Here is an 18,327-nt window from a genome sequence, read left to right on the forward strand (position 1 = left end):
GCCGCGCGCACAAGTCCTGCGCGCATGTCTCCGCTCACTCGCGTCCCAGCTGTAGCGCGTGGGACGGGGAGCGTCGCCGCCCCCGTCCGCCGTGGCGTCTTAGGTCAGGCCGCGACCTTGCGCAGGGCTTCGACCACGTCGTCGACCACCCGCACCACGAGGTCGCGATCGTCGCCCTCGGCCATCACCCGGATCACCGGCTCGGTGCCGGACGGCCGGATGACCAGGCGGCCACCCTCGCCCAAGCGCTCCCGGGCGCCCTCGATGGCGGTGACGACGGAATCCTGCCGCAGCGGCTCGCCGCCGGTGCCGTAGCGCACGTTCTTGAGCACCTGCGGCAGCGGGTCGAAGCAGTGGCAGACCTCGCTCACCGGGCGCTGCTGGCGCTGCACCACCGAGAGCAGCTGGAGCGCCGCCACCAGGCCGTCGCCGGTGGTGGCGTAATCCGACATGATGATGTGGCCGGATTGCTCGCCGCCGAGGTTGTAGCCGTGCTCGCGCATGTGCTCCAGCACGTAGCGGTCGCCCACCGCCGTGCGGACCAGGCCGAGGCCGAGGCCGCCGAGATAGCGCTCGAGGCCGAGATTCGACATGATGGTGGCAACGATGCCGTTCTTCGACAGGCGGTCGTCCTCCTGCCAGGAGCGGGCGACCACCGCCATCAGCTGGTCGCCGTCGACCCGCTGGCCCTTCTCGTCGACCACCAGCACCCGGTCGGCGTCGCCGTCGAGCGCGATGCCGATATCGGCGCGCAATTCGCGTACCTTGGCGACCAGGGCCTCGGGCGCGGTCGAGCCGACGTCGCGGTTGATGTTGAAGCCGTCGGGCTCGGTGCCGATGGCGATCACCTCGGCGCCGAGCTCCCACAGGGTCTCGGGCGCCACCCGGTAGGCGGCGCCGTTGGCGCAGTCGACCACCACCCGCAGGCCGTCGAGGGTCAGGTTGCGCGGGAGCGTGCGCTTGGCGAACTCGATGTAGCGGGCATGCACGCTCTCGATGCGCTTGGCGCGGCCGAGGTCATTCGAGCCGGCGAGCCGGGTGTGGAGGCTCGAATCGATCAGTTGCTCGATCTCGCGCTCGACGTCGTCGGAGAGCTTGAACCCGTCGGGCCCGAAGATCTTGATGCCGTTATCCTCGAACGGGTTGTGCGAGGCCGAGATCATCACCCCGATATCGGCCCGCATCGAGCGGGTCAGCATCGCCACGGCCGGGGTCGGCATCGGGCCGAGCAGCATCACGTCCATGCCGACCGAGGTGAAGCCGGCGACGAGCGCGGTCTCGATCATGTAGCCCGACAGGCGGGTGTCCTTGCCGATCACGACGCGGTGGCGATGGTCCCCGCGCTGGAACACGAGGCCGGCGGCCTGCCCGACCCGGAGGGCGAGTTCCGGCGTGATGACGCCGTTGGCCCGGCCCCGGATGCCGTCGGTCCCGAAATACTTGCGCACGGCTGTCTTCTCCCTGTCCCGTTCCGGGCCATCGGCCCAGGTCGGCGTCCAAATCCCACGCCCCCGCGCAAGGCCGGTGCCGCAATCCGCCGGCGGCGGTCCCACGCTGTTTGGGTTATTTTGAGGCTCCGGCACAACGGAGAGGGGCGACGGGATCTCTCCCGCCGCCCCTCGTCACGAGAACCAGGCCGTGTGCCGGGTCGAAGCCCGTATCCGTCAGGCCTGCGGCTGCCGGTCAGACCTGCGGCTGCCGGTCAGGCCTGCGGCTGCGGCTCGTAGCCGCCGTCGTTCTCCCGCGGCCGGCCGCGGCCGGCGGAGGGGACCGGCGAGCCGCGGGTCGGGCTGGACGGATAGTCGCCGGCGTCGCGCACCGGGGGCTTGCCGTCGAGGAGATCGCGGATCTCGTCGCCCGACAGGGTCTCGTACTCGAGCAGGCCGCGGGCCAGGGCCTCGAGGTCGGCCTTGCGCTCGTCGAGGATGCGGCGGGCATCCTGGAGGCCGGCCTCGACCAGGCGACGGACCTCGGCGTCGATCTTCTGAGCGGTGGCCTCCGACACGTTCTGCTGCCGGTTGACCTGCATGCCGAGGAAGACCTCGTCGTTGTTCTCGCCGTAGGCGACGGTGCCGAGCTCAGGGCTGAAGCCCCAGCGGGTCACCATCATGCGGGCGAGCCGGGTCGCCTGCTCGATGTCCGACTGGGCGCCGGAGGTGACCTTGTCGTGACCAAAGATCATCTCCTCGGCGACGCGGCCGCCCATCATGATGGCGAGGCGCGAGGTCATCTGCTCGAAGGACATCGACAGCTTGTCGCGCTCCGGCAGCTGCATGACCATGCCGAGCGCCCGGCCGCGGGGGATGATCGTCGCCTTGTGGACGGGATCGGTCGCCGGGACGTTGAAGGCGACGATGGCGTGGCCGCCCTCGTGGTAGGCGGTGAGCCGCTTCTCGTCCTCGGTCATGACGAGGGTGCGCCGCTCGGCGCCCATCATCACCTTGTCCTTGGCGTCCTCGAACTCGTGCATCGTGACGATGCGCTTGCCGCGGCGGGCTGCCAGCAGGGCCGCCTCGTTGACGAGGTTCATGAGATCCGCGCCCGAGAAGCCGGGGGTGCCGCGGGCGATCACCTTCAGGTCGACGTCGGGCGAGAGCGGCACCTTGCGGACGTGGACGCGCAGGATGCGCTCGCGGCCGATCACGTCCGGGTTCGGCACGATGATCTGGCGGTCGAACCGGCCCGGGCGCAGCAGCGCCGGGTCGAGCACGTCGGGGCGGTTGGTCGCCGCGATGATGATGATGCCCTCGTTGGCCTCGAAGCCGTCCATCTCGACGAGGAGCTGGTTGAGGGTCTGCTCGCGCTCGTCGTTGCCGCCGCCGAGACCTGCGCCGCGGTGACGGCCGACGGCATCGATCTCGTCGATGAAGATGATGCAGGGGGCGTTCTTCTTCGCCTGGTCGAACATGTCGCGGACGCGGCTGGCGCCGACGCCGACGAACATCTCGACGAAGTCCGAGCCCGAGATGGTGAAGAACGGCACGTTGGCCTCGCCGGCGACGGCGCGGGCGATGAGCGTCTTACCGGTACCGGGAGGGCCGACCAGCAGCACGCCGCGCGGGATCCGGCCGCCGAGGCGCTGGAACTTCTGCGGGTCGCGCAGGAACTCGACGATCTCCTGCAGGTCCTCCTTGGCCTCGTCGACGCCCGCCACGTCCTCGAAGGTCACGCGGCCGTGGGCCTCGGTCAGGAGCTTCGCCTTCGACTTGCCGAAGCCCATGGCGCGACCGGCACCGGACTGCATCTGGCGCGACAGGAAGATCCAGGCCCCGATGAACACCAGGATCGGCAGCCAGTTGACGAGCAGCGCGATGAACCACGGCGTGTTGTCCGACGGCGGACGGGCCGTGATGGTCACGCCCTTGCCCTGGAGCTTCGACACCAGCGAGGGGTCGTTCGGCGCGTAGGTCGTGAAGGTGCCGCCGCTCGTGTAGGTGCCGCTCACCTCCTGGCCGGAGATGACCACGTTCTGGATGCGGCCCGCCTCGGCGTCGTTCAGGAGCTGGCTGTAGGCGATCTCCCCACCACCCGAGCGGTGACCCGGATTCTGAAACAGGGTCACGAGGGCCAGCACGAGCAGGAAGATGACGACCCACAAGGCGAAATTGCGGAAATTGGGGTTCATCGAAGAGTCAATCCCTGAGGAGCGCGGCACCGCGCGGGCGTGCTGGGGTGGGTGCCGGCACTCGGATCGCAATGTAGGCACCCGGCCGATGCTTGCCAAGTAATCGCCCGCGCCTGCGGCGCCGCGGGCGCGGCTCCTCACCCGAACGTCATGTCGCCGGCGAGCGGCGAGGCGGCGCCGGGCTCAGGGCCAGGCAACCGCCGCGTGCCGCCAGCAGGAGGCCCGCCACCGTGCGCCGGCAAGCGGCGCCGGCGCGCAGGGCCGGCAGGATCTCGCCGAGGACGATCCGCTCCAGCCGCTCCAGCCGCGGGGGGTAGGCGCCGGCCTCGCCCGGCACGGCCGCGACGGCGAGGGCGAGGACCCGCAGGGCCACCGCCTCCGGCAGGGCCGAGAGGCCGGCGCCGTCGAGGACGAGGTGCCCCTCCCCGCTCGGGTCCGGTCGCGTCAGGTCGCGCAGGGCCGCCGCGGCGGCGTCGCCGAGCGCCGCCTCGTCGCGACGCAGGCGCCCGGCGAGGCGGGCGAGGCGGTCCGCGGTCAGGCCCTCCTCGGCGAGAAGCGGCAGCAGGCGCCGCAGGCGGGCGCGGCCGAAGCGCGGGTCGGCGTTCGAGGGATCGCGCAGGTAAGGCCAGCCCTGCGCCTCGCAGGTGGCGACCAGGCGGGCCTTCGGGAGGCCCAGGAACGGCCGGCCGAGGGTGAGCCCGTCGAGCCCGCGGGCCGGCGCCATCCCGGACAGGCCGGCGGGGCCCGACCCGGCGCAAAGCCGCATCAGCACGGTCTCGGCCTGGTCGTCGAGGGTGTGGGCGGTGAGGACGAGATCGGCGCCCTCCTCCCGGGCGAGGTCGGCGAGCAGGCGGTAGCGCGCCGCCCGCGCCGCCTCCTGGAGGCGCGCCGCCGGCTTCTCGCCGGTCCAGGCGAGGACCCGGTGCTCCAGGCCGAGCCGGGCGGCGAGGCCGGCGACCCCGTGGGCCTCCGCGGCCGAGCCGGGGCGCAGGCCGTGGTCGACGGTGGCGACGGTGACGGGGATTGCGCGCGCGACGAGGGCGGCGCAGCCCATCAGCGCCGTCGAATCGGGCCCGCCGGACACCGCCAGCACGGCGCCGCGGTAGGCGTTGCCCGGCCCGATCCAGGGCTTTAGAAGCGCGGCACTCTCCGCCGGGCCGAGGGGAGCGTCGCGGGATAGCCCGTCCGGGCGGCTCACACGCCTCGGCTCACGCCGCGCAGCGCGCGCGCCGCTGCTCCCGGTCGACGCCCTGCTTCACGCTCGAGGATGCCTGCGGGAACTTGCGCTCCAGCTCGGCCAGCGTCGCGCAGGCCTGCTCGCGGGCGCCGAGCGCGTTGAGCGAGGCACCGAGCTTCAGCATCGCGTCGGGGGCCTTGCGCGAGCGGGCGTAGTCGGTCGAGACCTTCAGGAACTGCTCGGCCGCCTCGCGGGTGCGGTTGCGCTGGAGGTAGCTCTCGCCGAGCCAGTAGGTCGCGTCCGGCACCAGCCCGTCGCGGGGATGCGACTGGATGAACTGGCGCAGGCTCATCTCGGCCTGCTCGTACTGGCGTTGCAGCACGTAGGCGTAGGCCGCCTCGTAATCGGCCTTCGCGTCGCCGGAGCCGGTGGCGGCGACGCTGGCCGATGGCCGCGGGGCCGCCGCCGGCGGCGGGGGAGCGGCCGGGCGGGACGGCGGGCGCAGGTCCACCGGCTCGCCGTAATCGGGGGTCTCGTCCTCGATCGCCGCACGCGGCGGCGCGAGGGCGGCGGTGGCGCTCGGGGTCGCGGGGGCGGCCGCCGCGGCGCGCGGCGCCGGCGTCGAGGCGCCCGAGCCCGGCGTGCCGCCGAGGGCCTGGGGCGCGCCCGGAGCGCCGGGATTCTGGGACGGGTCGAAGGCGTCGCTGCGCTTCTGGGGCTTCTGTGACGGCGTCGCGGCCGCCGGCCTCTGGCCGCCCTTCTGCTCCTGGAAGCGGAACTCGACGTCCTCCTGGAACTTGCGCAGCTGCTCCTTGAGCTGGCGGTTCTCGTACTGGAGCGACTCGATCTGGCCCGCCATCTGGCGCGACTGGTTCTCCAGCCGGTTGAGGCGCACCACGAACTCGGCGGCGTCCTGGGCCGAGGCCGGGCACGCGGTGGCGAGGGCCAGCCCTGAGACGGCGAGGGAGGCGAGGAGCAGGCGGCGAAGCATGGCGGGGCGCATCACGGCTCGGGTCAGGCGGCGGGTCCGCACTCGGGAGCGCGGGTTAGCAGATGCCGCGGCTCCGGGCAAAAGGGGACGGCGCGGGCCGCGCCGTCCACGCGGGCTGGAGGGCGGCAGGCCCCCCTTCCCGCTGAGAACCAGGGCGGTCTGCGCTGCCCTTACGCCTCACGAGCCCGCGCCGCCGTCCAGCACCGTGACGGCGCGGCGGTTCTGCGACCAGCACGAGATGTCGTTGCAGACCGCGACCGGGCGCTCCTTGCCGTAGGACACGGTGCGCATGCGGTTCGCGCCGATGCCCCGGGAGGCGAGATAGTCCCGCACCGCCTGGGAGCGGCGGGCTCCGAGGGAGAAGTTGTACTCGCGGGTGCCGCGCTCGTCGGCGTGGCCCTCGATCAGGAAGGTGTAGCGCGGGTAGCGCGACAGCCACTGCGCCTGCTTGTCGAGGGTGGCGGTGGCGGTCGGGTTCAGGTCGGTCGAGTCGGAATCGAAGAAGACCCGGTCGCCGATATTGACGACGAAATCCTGGGCGCTGCCCGGCGTCGCGGGGCCGCCCCGGCCCCCGGCCCCGCCGGCGCCGTAGGCCGCCGAGGCGTCGGCGAGGTCGTTGTTGCTCGCGCAGGCCGCCATCGACAAGGCGAGCCCGAGGGCGGCGGCGATCTTGAGCGCGCGCAGGGGCGCGAGCGGCAGCGGCATCGACGTAAAACTCCTCTGGCGGTCTCGCGGGCGAGACCGCACCCGGCGGGCCCGGGCGGCACGAAGAGCCCGGCGACGCCGCCTCACGACACAGGATCGTCCATAGTCCCAGCCGGTTAAGCGAAGGTTCCGTCAACCTTGACGAAGCCTCCTCGCGGCGGGACCGCGCGGCTCTCGCCGCCCGCAAGCCAGACAGCCGAAGAATACGGCTACGCTGCGGCGCGGGACCCGGTCGCGGCGCATGCCCTGAGCAACGTGGTATTTTTGCAACGTCGCGATCATTGACGCTTCGTTAACCAAGAGCGCCGACCGTCGCCGCGACCGACGATCGAGATTCCCTTCGACGATGCTCGAGACCCTGCCCCCGTCCCGGACCTCTCAGCCGGCGCCCAAACCCTGCGTCCTGATCGTCGAGGACAGCTACATGCTGCTCGAACTGCTGGTGACCCTGTGCGAGCAGCACGGCGTCGCGACGCTGACCGCCTCGAGCGGCGAGGCGGCGCTAACCCTGCTGCGCCAGCACGGCCCGCGGATCGACTGGCTCCTCACCGACATCCGTCTCCCGGGCCTCGTCGACGGCTGGGGCGTGGCAGAGGCCTACCGGCAGATCCAGCCGCACCGGCCGGTGATCTACTCCTCGACCACCGCCAACCTGAACCACCCGGCGGTCTCGGGCAGCATCTTCGTCACGAAGCCCTTCGTGATCGCCGACATCCTGCGCCTCGCCCGGATGATGGCCACCGAGATCGACGCATCGCGCCAGCTCTGCGCGTGACCCCGCTCACGCTCGCGCTCACGCCCCCGTCGCGGCCCGTGCCGCCGCCGCGGCCTTGGCGTTGGCGGTCTCCTCGGCGGCGTCGGCCGCCTCGCTGAGGTGGAAATCCTTCGCCCGTGCCTCGCAGCGGGCGCGCAGGCCATCGAGCTCTTCCTCGGTCAGGTGCTCGATGCCGATATAGGCGTTCTGGGCCGCGCTCGCCCGGATCAGCTCGTCGAGCTTGGCCTGGATCGCCGCGCCGTCGCGGTTCTGGGTGTTCTGGATCAGGAACACCATCAGGAACGTCACGATCGTCGTGCCGGTGTTGATGATCAGCTGCCAGGTGTCCGAGTAGTGGAACAGCGGCCCGGTGAGCGCCCAGACCACGATCAGGACCAGGCTCGCCGCGAAGGTGCCGGGACGGCCCGCCGCCCGGGCGACCGCGGCGGCGAAATCCGAGAAGGTGCGCACGCGCGTCGTGACCATCGTGATCCCCGTGGCGGCCCGGGCTCCTGGAAGATTTCCCAACGTTTCCAGGCAGCTCCGGGCGGTTCAAGTGCCCGGGTACGAATCCCGATCCGGCGCCCGCGGTTCCCCTCTTGACGCAAAGCGCGGCGCGGCGCAGTGACGGGCGGCTCGCGGCGCGCCTTCGCGCGGCGGCATCCCCGGACAACCTCAACCCCATGCCGAGCGACAGTCACAGTCGACCGCCCTTGCCGTCTCCGGCCTGAGGTCCCGCGCGCTCGCCTACGAGGCGGCTCACCGCGACCGGCCGGGGACGGCCGGCCGACGCCAGCGCCCCGAAGGTGAGCCATGACCGACACCGTGATCGACGCCCCCGTCGAGCCCGCCGCCCTCGCCGCGCGCCTCGCCGAGGAGAGCGCCCCCGACATCGTCGAGGCCCTGAACCGGGAGGCGCCGGAGGTCGCGGCCGCCATCCTGCTCAGCCTGCCGCACGAGCGCGCCGTCGAGGTGCTGGACCAGCCCGAGCTGAATTGCGCCCCCGACATCATCGAGATGCTGCCGCGCGACCGCGTCGCCTCGTTCCTGTCGGGCATGTCGGCCGACCGGGTCACCGACGTGATCCGGGAGGTCGAGGAGCCGGGCCGCTCGGACCTGCGCGCGCGCCTCGACGCCGAGACCCGCGGCGCGGTCGACAAGCTGATCGCCTATCCGGAGGAGAGCGTCGGCTCGATCATGACGACCGAGTTCGTCGCCGTGCCGACAACCTGGACCGTCGGGCTCACCCTCGACTACATCCGCAAGGTCGAGCGCACCCGCGAGACCGTCTACTCGATCTTCGTGCTCGATCCGCGCACGGGGGCGCTGGCCAAGGCGGTGCCGCTGCGCCGCCTCATCACCGGCCACCCGGAGGACAACATCCTGTCGGTGGCGCCGAACCGCCGCCCGGTGGTGGTCTCGGCCGATGCCAGCCGCGACGAGGCGGCGCGCCTGATCTCGAAATACGACCTGCTCGCCGTCCCGGTGGTCGATGCGTCGAACCACGTCGTGGGCATCGTCACCGTCGACGACGTGATCGACGCGATGATCCAGAAGCAGACCGAGGACGTGCAGCGCTTCGGCGGCATGGAGGCGCTCGACGAGCCCTACATGTCGATCAGCTTCCTCACCATGATCCGCAAGCGGGCGGGCTGGCTCTGCGTGCTGTTCCTGTCCGAGATGCTGACCGCGAGCGCGATGCAGGGGTTCGAGGGCGAGCTCGAGAAGGCCCTGGTGCTCACCCTGTTCATCCCGCTCATCATGAGCTCGGGCGGTAACTCGGGCTCGCAGGCGACCTCGCTGCTGATCCGGGCGCTGGCGCTCCACCAGGTCCGCTTGCGCGACTGGTGGCGGGTGGCGCTGCGCGAGATCCCCGCCGGCCTGACGCTGGGGGCTATCCTCGGCACGATCGGCGTGGTGCGGATCGTGATCTGGCAGAAGCTCGGCTTCTACGATTACGGCGAGCACTGGTTCCTGGTCGCCGCCACCGTCGGCACGGCGCTCGTCGGCATCGTGCTGTTCGGCTCGCTCACCGGCTCGATGCTGCCCTTCATCCTCCAGCGCGTCGGCTTCGACCCCGCCACCGCCTCGGCCCCGTTCGTCGCGACGCTCGTCGATGTGTCGGGGCTGGTGATCTACTTCACGGTGGCGCTGGTGATCCTGAAGGGGACGCTGCTGTAGCGGACGGTTCGAGGCGTGCTCGCCCCTCCGGTCCGGCCTCTCCCCCACGTCCAACCCAGCCGAGAAAAGACTGCTCGGCTTCAAGGGCCTCGTACGAAATGCCGAGCCCCGGCTCCCCGCCAGGGCCAAAAAAGGGGGCGCCGCGGCGCCCCCTGTCCTTCTACCCGTGACTGCTGCCCAGTCGCTCGTGCGGCACGTCCGCCGGCGGGACGGCGGCCGGGGCCTCCGCCGCGCCGCGGGTGCGCCAGAGGCTGTAGACGATGCCGCCGGCGAGCAGGACCACGGTGACCACCAGGGCGACCCAGGGCTGGATCTCGATCAGTCCGAACGTGTCGGCCACCACGATCTTCAGGCCGATGAAGATCAGGATCGCGGCGAGCGCCGTCTTCAGGTAGGCGAAGCGATCGACCATCGCCGCGAGCGCGAAGTAGAGCGCGCGAAGTCCGAGGATCGCGAAGATGTTCGAAGTGTAGACCACGTAGGTGTCGGTGGTGATGGCGAAGATCGCCGGGACGCTGTCGACCGCGAAGATCACGTCGGCGCCGTTCACCAGCACCAGGGCGAGGGCGAGCGGGGTGAGCCACAGCACCGGCTTGCCGGTCTTCGGATCGGGCCGGCGGGTGGTGAAGTTCTGGCCGTCGAGCTCGTCCGTCACCCGCATGTGCTTGCGCATGAAGCCCGTGAAGCGGTCGGCGGACTTGTTCTCGCCCTCCTCCTCGTCGCCCGAGACCAGCATCTTGATGCCGGCGTAGATCAGGAAGGCGGCGAAGATCGTCAGCACCCACTCGGCCTGGTGGACGAGGGCGGCGCCGAGCCCGATCATCAGGCCACGCAGCAGGATCGCCGCCAGGATGCCCCACAGCAGAACCCGGTGCTGCGCGTTGCGGGGAATGCCGAGGTAGCCGAAGATCACCGCGATCACGAAGACGTTGTCCATCGACAGCGACTTCTCGACCACGAGGCCGGCGAGGTATTCCTGGCCCGCCTGCGGGCCGATGTACCACCAGACCCAGCCGCCGAAGAGGAGGCCCAGGGTGAGGTAGAAGGCGGTGAGGAGCAGGCTCTCCTTCACGCCGATCTCGCGACTCTTGTCGCGATGCAGGAGACCGAGATCGAGGGCGAGCAGGATGAAGATGACGGCGTGGAAGCCCAGCCACATCCAGACCGGCTTGCCGAGCCACGTCATGTACAGAAAATCGACCATCGCGGGACCGTGATGCTTCGAGGAGGAAAGCATCGGCTCCGACATCACGAGCGCGAGAAGCGCAGCTCGCCAGAGGGGCCCGCAGCCGATGGGCGGGAGTTATGTCCCGGATGGCGGCGGTTCAAGGGCGGCGGCGGCGAACAGCCACGCTCTTATTTTTCCCTCCTGCCTCGGCGGCAGGTTGACAGGGGGCCTGCCGTCGCGGCCTTGGGGCGCGCATGACGAAGCCGAGCGTGCAGGGTATCGCGACCGTCGCGGTGATCGGGGCCGGGCCCGCGGGGCTCTTTGCCGCCGAGATCCTGGCCGAGGCGGGCCTGCGGGTCACCGTGCTCGAGCGGATGCCGTCCCCGGCCCGCAAGCTGCTGATCGCCGGGCGCGGCGGCCTCAACCTCACCCACAGCGAGCCGCTGGAACGCTTCGTCGCCCGCTACGCCCCGCCGGAGCGACGCCTTGACGCAGCGATCCGCGAGTTCCCGCCGCAGGCCCTGCGCGACTGGTGCGAGGCTCTCGGCCAGCCGACCTTCGTCGGATCGAGCGGCCGGGTGTTTCCGCAGGCCTTCAAGGCCTCGCCGCTGCTGCGCGCCTGGCTCTCCCGGCTCGATCGCCTCGGCGTCACCTTGCGCACCCGCACCCGCTGGACCGGCTGGGACGGCGACGGCGCGCTGATGCTCGCGGGCGAGCACGGCCCGGAGCGCCTGACGGTGGATGCGGTGGTGCTGGCGCTCGGCGGCGCGAGCTGGCCGCGCCTCGGCTCCGACGGCGCCTGGGTGCCGGTGCTGGCGGCCGAGGGGGTGTCGGTGCGCCCGCTGCGCCCGGCCAATGCCGGCTTCACCGCCGCGTGGTCGCCGGTCTTCGCCGAGCGCTTCGCCGGCGCGCCGCTCAAGCGCATCGCCTTGCGTCTCGGCGCCGACCAGGTGCGGGGCGAGGCGGTGATCACCCGCGACGGGATCGAGGGCGGCGCAATCTACGCCCTGTCGCGGCCGATCCGCGAGGCGATCGAGGCCAGGGGCGAGGCGGTGGTCGCCCTCGACCTGCGGCCCGACCTCGACGAGGCCACCCTCGCCCGCCGGATCTCCGGGGCGCGGCCGAAGGAATCCCGCGCCACGATCCTGCGCAAGGCCGCGTCCCTGAGCCCGCCGGCCGCCGGCCTGCTGCGCGAGGCGGGTCGCGACCTGCCGACGGAGGCGGATGCGCTCGCCGCCCTCATCAAGGCCGTGCCGCTGCGGCTCACCGGCCTGCGGCCGATCGAGCGGGCGATCTCCAGCGCCGGCGGCGTCGCCTTCGCGGATCTCGACGCGCGCTTCATGCTGCGGGATCGGCCCGGTACGTTCCTCGCCGGCGAGATGCTGGACTGGGAGGCGCCGACCGGCGGCTACCTGCTCCAGGCGAGCTTCGCCAGCGGCCGGGCGGCGGCGAAGGGTGTGATCGCGTGGCTGGAGGAGCGCTGACGGGGCGGCACTCGGTCATCAGCACCCGAACGATCTGACATCTTCGAGGTCATCCCGGGGCCGCGCGGCGGAACCCTGGATGACGGGGAGGATGGGGAAACCGTCGATGGAATCGACGGAGACTCACAGCTTCGCGCAGAACCCGACCATGCCCGAGCTGTCCGACGGGCACATCGCCACGGCCTCGCCGCTGTCCCGGCGGGTGAAGTTCGGGTTGCCGCCGCGCAGGCAGTAGGCCGACACGAAGGTCTCGCCCTCGTCGCAGACGAGCTCGCAATGCGGCTTGGCGCAGCCGTCGGTGCGCAGCATCCGGAACGACAGCGCCGCGGTGGCCGTCGCGGCCGCGCCCGCCGATCCGGCCGGCCCCTGCGGCCCGGCGGGGCCCGGCTCGCCCCTCGCCCCGGCCTCGCCGCGGGGGCCTGGCGCACCGGGCTCGCCCTTCGGGCCCGCCTCACCCTTGGGACCTGCTTCTCCCTTGGGCCCCGCATCGCCCTTCGGGCCGGCGTCGCCCTTCGGGCCGGGCGGCCCGGGAAGGCCGGCCATGCCCTGCGGCCCGGTCGGGCCCGGCTCACCCTTCGGGCCCGGGGCGCCGGTGGCGCCGCAATTCGCCACCGCGATCTCGCGCGAGGCCTCGCCGGCCTTGAGCGTCGCGACGCAGTTCTGCGGCACGTAGGGCACCTTCAGGGTGAAGCGCCCGCGCTTGTCCGAGGTGACCGGGATGTCGTCGTCGAGGGTGACAACCACCCCCGCCTTGCCGACGCTGCCGGAGACGGTGAGGTCGCCGGCCTCGATCCGGGCGTCCCAGACCGTGATGGCCTGCTGCGCCGGGGCGGTGCGCCCGCCCGCCGGCGTCTGCGGCTGCGCGAGACCCGGGCCGGACAGGACGGCGCAGGCGGACAGGATCAGCGCGGCGCGGAATGGACGCATCGTTCAGCCTCGAGGCATGATGGACGGCCCGCGCGGGGTCTGAGGTGGCGGGCGGCGCACCTTGCGGCGCCGCCAAGCTGCGGTCAACTGCGTAGATGGCGGCCGAAGAGGCCCTCCGAAACCGGCCTGTTAGGCCTCGTCCCCGGTGCACGAAGAGGTCGCGGCGGCCGAGGTTCGGGCCATCGGGGCAGCGTGGAGCGGGGCCGGATCATGACGATCACGCGCGACCCGCAGGTCCCGTCGCCTCCCGGCGAACCCATCGACCTGTCCGGAAATTGCTCTATAGGGCCGATGATCAGGCCTTCGCGCCCTCGAACAGCTGAAGCGGACGGATGAGCGATCGCGACTGGACCCTGCGGGTGACGCCGACCGAGGCGGGCGTGCGGCTCGAACTCGACCTCGCCGACCTCGACGGCGCGCCGGTGACGGCGGCGATCGCCCTCGACCGGGCCGAGGCGCGCCGCTTCGCCCGGGCGATGCTGGCCGCGGCCGGCGACGCCGCCGAGCGCACCTTCCCGCACCCGCCGGCCCTTCACGACGAGTGATACCGACGGTCGTTGAAAACGACCTTTGGTTCCGCTCTCGAATTTTCGCCAAACCTTCGGTTTGGTGTCGAAAATTTGAGATGGGTCAACGGCCCGATGCGTCAGCATCCTGGGCTGTTGGTATGATGACGCCGGCCCGCGAGGCGGAGCGGTGCAACTCCTGGGACTCTTTCGGGGAGTCGCATCACAAGCCCGCGCGGTGACGCCGCAGGCGTCACGCGACGCCGATCTCCGCGTCGCGGAGGCGACCGCATGGCGATCGCCCGGACATCGTGTGAATTCATCGTTGCGAGTCCCGGCGCAATTCGACCGACCGGCCATGGGCCGATCTTTACGTCTCGCTGCGATCCTCGGGCCATCCCCGTGGAGACGCCGATGTCCGCCCGCCCCACCACCGAACCCGCCCTCTCGGTCAGGCCGGACGATCCGGTGCGCCCGCGGGCCGCGCCGGAGGCCGGACGCCTCGCCTGGGTCGACGTCGCCAAGGGCATCTGCATCATCCTGGTGGTGATGATGCATTCCACCCTCGGCACCGGCGAGGCGATGGGGGGCGAGGGCTTCATGCACCACGTCGTGGAGTTCGCCAAGCCGTTCCGGATCCCCGACTTCTTCCTCCTGTCCGGCCTGTTCGTCGGCCGCGTGGTCGACCGCGACTGGCGCCTGTTCGCCGACCGGCGCGTCGTCCACTTCGCGTATTTCTACCTGCTGTGGATGGTGCTCCAGTCGGCGGTGAAGTACGGCCAGATCACCGAGGGGGCGGGCCCGGGCGCCTTCCTGGCGCATCTCGCCCACGGCCTGGTCGAGCCGTACTCGACCCTGTGGTTCATCTACCTGCTGGCGGTGTTCTCGGTCGTCGTGAAGCTGCTGCGCCGGGTGCCCGGCCCGGTGCTGCTCCTCGGCGCGGCCCTGCTCCAGCTCGCCGGGATCCACACCGGCTCGACCCTGATCGACGAGTTCTGCGCCCGCTTCGTCTACTTCGTCGCCGGCACCCTGTTCGCCGCCCGCATCTTCGCCCTGGCCGACTGGGTGCGGGCGCGGGCCGGCCTCGCGCTCGCCGGCCTCGCCGCCTGGGCAATGGTCGAGGGCGCCCTGGTCTTCACGCCGACGGTCTGGGAGGCACATCCGAACCTGGCGAGCCTGCCGGTCGTGAGCCTGCTGCTCGGCGCCGCGGGCGCGCTCGCCATCGTGGCCGGTGCCGCCCTGCTGACCCGCGCCGGCGGTCCCGTCACGGCGATGCTGCGGGCCTGCGGCGAGCGCTCGATCGTGATCTACCTCGCCTTCTTCCTGCCGATGGCGGCGCTTCGCACGGCGCTGGTGAAGAGCGGGGTCATCACGGATATCGGCCTCGTCTCGCTCCTCGTCACCGCGACCGCGGTGGCCGTGCCCCTCGGGATCGAGCGGCTGGTGCGCCACACCCCGGCCCGGTTCCTGTTCCGCCGCCCGGCCGCCTTCCACCTCGTCGGCGAGGAGCGGCCGGCTCCGGTGCCGCACCTCGCCGCCGCCCGCACGAATTGAGGCGGCGTCAGCGCCGTCCCTCCGCCACCGGCCGCACCAGGCGATCGAGGAAATTCCCGATCTCGCGCCGGCGCCGCTCCGGCACCAGCACCTCGGGCGTGACGCCGAGGCGCCAGGCGAGGTCGGGGCGCCCGTCCGGATCGTGGCTCAGGTCGCGCAGGGCATCCGCGTAGGCGTGGAGCGCCGTCTCGTCCCGGCACAGGCCCGCCTCCACCACGCCCTTCGCGGAGAACCGCAGCATCGCCGCGACCTCGTCGAGGTCGAGCTCGGGATGGTACTGCGTGCCCCAGAACACCCCCTCCCCGAGGCGGATCTCGATCGCCTGGACGTCGAGCCGGTCGTTGCCGGCGAGCACGGTGCTGCCCGGCGGCGGGTCGATGACGGCGTCGTCGTGGATCGCCGGCGCGTCCCAGGTCGCCGGCCGGCCGGCGAGCAGCGGGTGATCCGCTCCGGCCCCGGTCCGACTGACGCCGCGGGCAAGCCCGTATTCCGGACCGCGGGGATTGCGGGCGGCCCGGCCCCCGGCGATCGTCGCCGCCACCTGCACGCCCCAGCACGAGCCGAAGACCGGGAGCCCGGCCTCGAGCGCCGCCCGCACCAGGTCGCATTGCCGCGTCACCGCGGGACCGCCCTCCTCGACGTGCAGGGTCGAGCCGGTGAGCACCAGGGCGTCACATTCGGACAGGGCCCGGGGCAGCACCGCGTCGGCATCGGCGGGGGCGACGAGATGGCAGCGGGCGTCGGGCGCGAGCGCGCGCAGGATGCCCGCATAGGTCTCGGCCGAGGTCTTGTCGCAGACCGAGAGGTGCGTCTCGCGGCCGGCCCGGTCGTTCCCGTCGGCCACCAGAAGGTGCAGCATGTCGGCTCCTTGTTAGAGCGACCGCAACGCCCGCGGGGATGCGCCGTTCCCGGCGCGGCTTGCCGCAGCCCGCCGGCCGCGGGGCTAAGCCACGGGGATCGTTCGACAAAGTTTCGGTTAACGGCCCTTAAACCCGCCTCATTTAACGTCTCTTGAGTACCCCGCGTGGGCCGGGCGGCGCCCCGCGCGGGCCGAGGTGTCCGGGTCTTCAGGGGAACGCGGCGGGATGGCGAAGGGACGCGAGCGCAAGGGTCGGGTCGAGCCGCGGTTCGAGGCGGATGGTCCCGCCGACCCGGCCTCCCTCGACCTGCGCCTCTCGCGCGGCGACCGGGCGGGGGGCGGCGTGGCGAAAGGAACTTCCAGGGCGGCGGCCAAGGCCGCTCCGAAGCGGGCGAGCCGCGCGGCCGCACCGCGGCGGCGCCGGCGCTCGCTCCTCGGTAGCCTCGTCTACGGCACGATGATTCTCGGCCTGTGGGGGCTCGTCGCGGTCGCCGGCATCGTCGCCTACCACGCCTCGCAGCTGCCGCCGATCGACCAGCTCGCCGTCCCGAAGCGCCCGCCCAACATCGCGATCCTGGCCGCCGACGGCTCGCTGCTCGCCAATCGCGGCGAGACCGGCGGGCGCACGGTGAGCATCCGCGAGCTGCCGCCCTACCTGCCGCGCGCCTTCGTGGCGATCGAGGACCGGCGCTTCTACTCCCATCTCGGCATCGATCCGGTCGGCATCGCCCGCGCCATCGGCCAGAACCTGACCCGGCGCGGCGTGGCGCAGGGCGGCTCGACCCTGACCCAGCAGCTCGCCAAGAACCTCTTCCTCACCCAGGAGCGCACCGCCTCGCGCAAGATCCAGGAGGCGATCCTGGCTTTGTGGCTGGAGCACAAATACACCAAGGACGAGATCCTCGAACTCTACCTCAACCGGGTCTACTTCGGCGCCGGCGCCTACGGCGTCGAGGCCGCCGCCCAGCGCTACTTCGCCAAGCCCGCCAAGGACGTGACGCTGGCGGAAGCCGCGATGCTCGGCGGCCTCGTCCAGGCGCCGTCGCGGCTGGCGCCCAACCGCAACCTGCCCGCCGCTCAAGCCCGGGCCGCCCAGGTGCTGGCGGCGATGCAGGAACTGGGCTTCGCCAAGCCCGCCGACGTGCAGGTGGCGCTCGCCCAGCCGGCGAAGCCCGCACGGGCGAAGGGCGGCGGCTCGGCCAACTACGTCGCCGACCTCGTGATGGACGTGCTCGACGACTACGTCGGCAAGATCGAGACCGACGTCTCGGTCCAGACCACCGTCGATCCGGCGATCCAGGCGGTGGCCGAGCGGGCGCTGGTCGACGAGCTGAACCAGAAGGGCGGGCGCTACAACGTCGGCCAGGGTGCAGTGGTGTCGATGCGGCCGGACGGGGCGATCCGGGCGCTGATCGGCGGGCGCGACTACGCCCAGAGCCAGTTCAACCGCGCCACCACCGCCAAGCGCCAGCCCGGCTCGTCCTTCAAGCCGTTCGTCTACCTCGCGGCGGTCGAGCGCGGCCTGACCCCCGACACGGTGCGGGAGGACGCGCCGATCACCATCAAGGGCTGGAACCCGGAGAACTACTCGCGCAACTACAGCGGGCCGGTGACCTTGCGCGACGCCCTCGCCCACTCGCTCAACACCGTGGCGGTGCGCCTCGGCCAGGAGGTCGGCCCGAAGGCGGTGGTGCAGACGGCCCAGCGCCTCGGCATCACCTCGCCGCTCCAGGCCAACGCCTCGATCGCGCTCGGCACCTCCGAGGTCACGCCGCTCGAGCTGGTGGGCGCCTACGCGGCCTTCGCCAATGGCGGCATGGGGGTCATCCCCTACGTGATCGCCAGCGTGAAGACCGTCGACAACCGCATCATCTACAAGCGCGGGCCCAGCGGGCTTGGCCGGGTGATCGCCCCCGACGCGGTCGGCATGATGAACGCGATGCTGCACGAGGTCTTCGTCAGCGGCACGGCGAAGAAGGGCGACATCCCGGGCTGGGATCTCGCCGGCAAGACCGGCACCAGCCAGGATTTTCGCGATGCCTGGGTGGTCGGATTCTCCGGCACGCTCGTCACCGGCGTCTGGCTCGGCAACGACGACGGCGAGCCGACGAAGAAGGTCTCGGGCGGCAACCTGCCGGTCGAGATCTGGAACCGCGTCATGACGGCGGCGCTGCGCGGCGACAAGCCGGTGCCGCTCCCCGGCGCGGCCCGCTGGCGTCGCAGCAGCGGCACCGCCGTCGCGGCGGCGGCCCCGGCCGAGCCGCAGACGCTCGGTGGCCTGATCGACACCCTGGTCGGCGGCGGGCAGCCCCCGGCGCGCCAGCCGGCGCCGCCGCGCGGCGGGCCGCCCCGGGAGGACAAGAACTTCCTGGAGCGGATGTTCGGGATCGACTGAA

The 18,327-nt window shown here is 72.0% G+C and carries 15 protein-coding genes; 6 read left to right on the top strand and 9 right to left on the bottom strand.

What is annotated here, in order from left to right; genetic code table 11:
• Window positions 1–104: 104 nt before the first annotated feature.
• The 5 genes from glmM to pal all read right to left on the bottom strand — a co-directional run bounded on the left by glmM (window position 105) and on the right by pal (window position 6,498).
• Window positions 105–1,448 (bottom strand): phosphoglucosamine mutase, encoded by a 1,344-nt coding sequence (gene glmM, locus ACS5PV_RS13340; protein ID WP_455395798.1) that lies wholly within the window; start codon window positions 1,446–1,448, stop codon window positions 105–107.
• A gap of 254 nt (window positions 1,449–1,702) precedes the next feature.
• Window positions 1,703–3,625: an ATP-dependent zinc metalloprotease FtsH gene (ftsH, locus tag ACS5PV_RS13345; RefSeq protein WP_455395799.1), complete on the bottom strand. Its 1,923-nt coding sequence runs from the start codon at window positions 3,623–3,625 to the stop codon at window positions 1,703–1,705.
• Between the two features lie 148 nt (window positions 3,626–3,773).
• Window positions 3,774–4,823: a tRNA lysidine(34) synthetase TilS gene (tilS, locus tag ACS5PV_RS13350; RefSeq protein ID WP_455395800.1), complete on the bottom strand. Its 1,050-nt coding sequence runs from the start codon at window positions 4,821–4,823 to the stop codon at window positions 3,774–3,776.
• Between the two features lie 10 nt (window positions 4,824–4,833).
• Complete coding sequence (gene ybgF / locus ACS5PV_RS13355; protein WP_455395897.1) at window positions 4,834–5,793, bottom strand: tol-pal system protein YbgF; 960 nt, start codon at window positions 5,791–5,793, stop codon at window positions 4,834–4,836.
• A gap of 177 nt (window positions 5,794–5,970) precedes the next feature.
• On the bottom strand, window positions 5,971–6,498 hold the full coding sequence (pal, locus tag ACS5PV_RS13360; protein ID WP_455395801.1) for a peptidoglycan-associated lipoprotein Pal: 528 nt from the start codon (window positions 6,496–6,498) through the stop codon (window positions 5,971–5,973).
• Between the two features lie 346 nt (window positions 6,499–6,844).
• Between pal and ACS5PV_RS13365 the strand changes: the two genes are divergently transcribed.
• Complete coding sequence (locus ACS5PV_RS13365) at window positions 6,845–7,273, top strand: response regulator (RefSeq protein WP_455395802.1); 429 nt, start codon at window positions 6,845–6,847, stop codon at window positions 7,271–7,273.
• Between the two features lie 18 nt (window positions 7,274–7,291).
• On the opposite strand, the gene ACS5PV_RS13370 is transcribed toward ACS5PV_RS13365, so the two are convergent.
• Window positions 7,292–7,738 (bottom strand): low affinity iron permease family protein, encoded by a 447-nt coding sequence (locus ACS5PV_RS13370; RefSeq protein ID WP_455395803.1) that lies wholly within the window; start codon window positions 7,736–7,738, stop codon window positions 7,292–7,294.
• A gap of 327 nt (window positions 7,739–8,065) precedes the next feature.
• On the opposite strand from ACS5PV_RS13370, the gene mgtE reads away from it, so the two are divergent.
• On the top strand, window positions 8,066–9,433 hold the full coding sequence (gene mgtE / locus ACS5PV_RS13375) for a magnesium transporter (protein ID WP_455395804.1): 1,368 nt from the start codon (window positions 8,066–8,068) through the stop codon (window positions 9,431–9,433).
• Window positions 9,434–9,593: 160 nt separating this feature from the next.
• Here the strand turns inward: mgtE and ACS5PV_RS13380 are convergent, their stop codons facing one another.
• Window positions 9,594–10,637, bottom strand: coding sequence for a TerC family protein (locus tag ACS5PV_RS13380; RefSeq protein ID WP_455395805.1), 1,044 nt, complete (start codon window positions 10,635–10,637; stop codon window positions 9,594–9,596).
• A 218-nt stretch (window positions 10,638–10,855) separates the two neighbouring features.
• Between ACS5PV_RS13380 and ACS5PV_RS13385 the strand changes: the two genes are divergently transcribed.
• Window positions 10,856–12,085 carry an NAD(P)/FAD-dependent oxidoreductase gene (locus ACS5PV_RS13385; RefSeq protein WP_455395806.1) on the top strand — a complete coding sequence of 410 codons (1,230 nt, stop codon included), beginning with the start codon at window positions 10,856–10,858 and terminating at the stop codon, window positions 12,083–12,085.
• 123 nt (window positions 12,086–12,208) lie between these two features.
• Here ACS5PV_RS13385 and ACS5PV_RS13390 read toward each other — a convergent pair whose 3' ends face one another.
• Window positions 12,209–13,012, bottom strand: coding sequence for a collagen-like protein (locus ACS5PV_RS13390; RefSeq protein ID WP_455395807.1), 804 nt, complete (start codon window positions 13,010–13,012; stop codon window positions 12,209–12,211).
• Between the two features lie 332 nt (window positions 13,013–13,344).
• Here ACS5PV_RS13390 and ACS5PV_RS13395 point away from each other — a divergent pair, with 332 nt between their 5' ends.
• Together ACS5PV_RS13395 and ACS5PV_RS13400 are read left to right on the top strand one after the other, a co-directional pair.
• A complete protein-coding gene (locus ACS5PV_RS13395; protein WP_455395808.1) occupies window positions 13,345–13,557 on the top strand; it encodes a hypothetical protein in 213 nt (70 codons plus the stop codon).
• A 375-nt stretch (window positions 13,558–13,932) separates the two neighbouring features.
• The gene (locus ACS5PV_RS13400; RefSeq protein WP_455395809.1) at window positions 13,933–15,072 is read left to right on the top strand and encodes an acyltransferase family protein; all 1,140 of its coding nucleotides are present in this window, start codon (window positions 13,933–13,935) and stop codon (window positions 15,070–15,072) included.
• 7 nt (window positions 15,073–15,079) lie between these two features.
• Here the strand turns inward: ACS5PV_RS13400 and ACS5PV_RS13405 are convergent, their stop codons facing one another.
• Window positions 15,080–15,931 carry a type 1 glutamine amidotransferase gene (locus tag ACS5PV_RS13405; RefSeq protein ID WP_455395810.1) on the bottom strand — a complete coding sequence of 284 codons (852 nt, stop codon included), beginning with the start codon at window positions 15,929–15,931 and terminating at the stop codon, window positions 15,080–15,082.
• Window positions 15,932–16,157: 226 nt separating this feature from the next.
• Here ACS5PV_RS13405 and ACS5PV_RS13410 point away from each other — a divergent pair, with 226 nt between their 5' ends.
• A complete protein-coding gene (locus tag ACS5PV_RS13410) occupies window positions 16,158–18,326 on the top strand; it encodes a transglycosylase domain-containing protein (RefSeq protein ID WP_455395811.1) in 2,169 nt (722 codons plus the stop codon).
• Window position 18,327: the final 1 nt, after the last annotated feature.

It is taken from the genome of Methylobacterium sp. Gmos1 (genome assembly GCF_053764715.1).

Excerpts from the sequence above, each read along its gene's own strand:
- ftsH (WP_455395799.1), bottom strand. The coding sequence starts at position 3,625 with ATGAACCCCAATTTCCGCAATTTCGCCTTGTGGGTCGTCATCTTCCTG.
- ybgF (WP_455395897.1), bottom strand. The coding sequence starts at position 5,793 with ATGCTTCGCCGCCTGCTCCTCGCCTCCCTCGCCGTCTCAGGGCTGGCC.
- pal (WP_455395801.1), bottom strand. The coding sequence starts at position 6,498 with ATGCCGCTGCCGCTCGCGCCCCTGCGCGCGCTCAAGATCGCCGCCGCC.
- ACS5PV_RS13365 (WP_455395802.1), top strand. The coding sequence starts at position 6,845 with ATGCTCGAGACCCTGCCCCCGTCCCGGACCTCTCAGCCGGCGCCCAAA.
- ACS5PV_RS13370 (WP_455395803.1), bottom strand. The coding sequence starts at position 7,738 with ATGGTCACGACGCGCGTGCGCACCTTCTCGGATTTCGCCGCCGCGGTC.
- mgtE (WP_455395804.1), top strand. The coding sequence starts at position 8,066 with ATGACCGACACCGTGATCGACGCCCCCGTCGAGCCCGCCGCCCTCGCC.
- ACS5PV_RS13380 (WP_455395805.1), bottom strand. The coding sequence starts at position 10,637 with ATGGTCGATTTTCTGTACATGACGTGGCTCGGCAAGCCGGTCTGGATG.
- ACS5PV_RS13385 (WP_455395806.1), top strand. The coding sequence starts at position 10,856 with ATGACGAAGCCGAGCGTGCAGGGTATCGCGACCGTCGCGGTGATCGGG.
- ACS5PV_RS13390 (WP_455395807.1), bottom strand. The coding sequence starts at position 13,012 with ATGCGTCCATTCCGCGCCGCGCTGATCCTGTCCGCCTGCGCCGTCCTG.
- ACS5PV_RS13395 (WP_455395808.1), top strand. The coding sequence starts at position 13,345 with ATGAGCGATCGCGACTGGACCCTGCGGGTGACGCCGACCGAGGCGGGC.
- ACS5PV_RS13400 (WP_455395809.1), top strand. The coding sequence starts at position 13,933 with ATGTCCGCCCGCCCCACCACCGAACCCGCCCTCTCGGTCAGGCCGGAC.
- ACS5PV_RS13405 (WP_455395810.1), bottom strand. The coding sequence starts at position 15,931 with ATGCTGCACCTTCTGGTGGCCGACGGGAACGACCGGGCCGGCCGCGAG.
- ACS5PV_RS13410 (WP_455395811.1), top strand. The coding sequence starts at position 16,158 with ATGGCGAAGGGACGCGAGCGCAAGGGTCGGGTCGAGCCGCGGTTCGAG.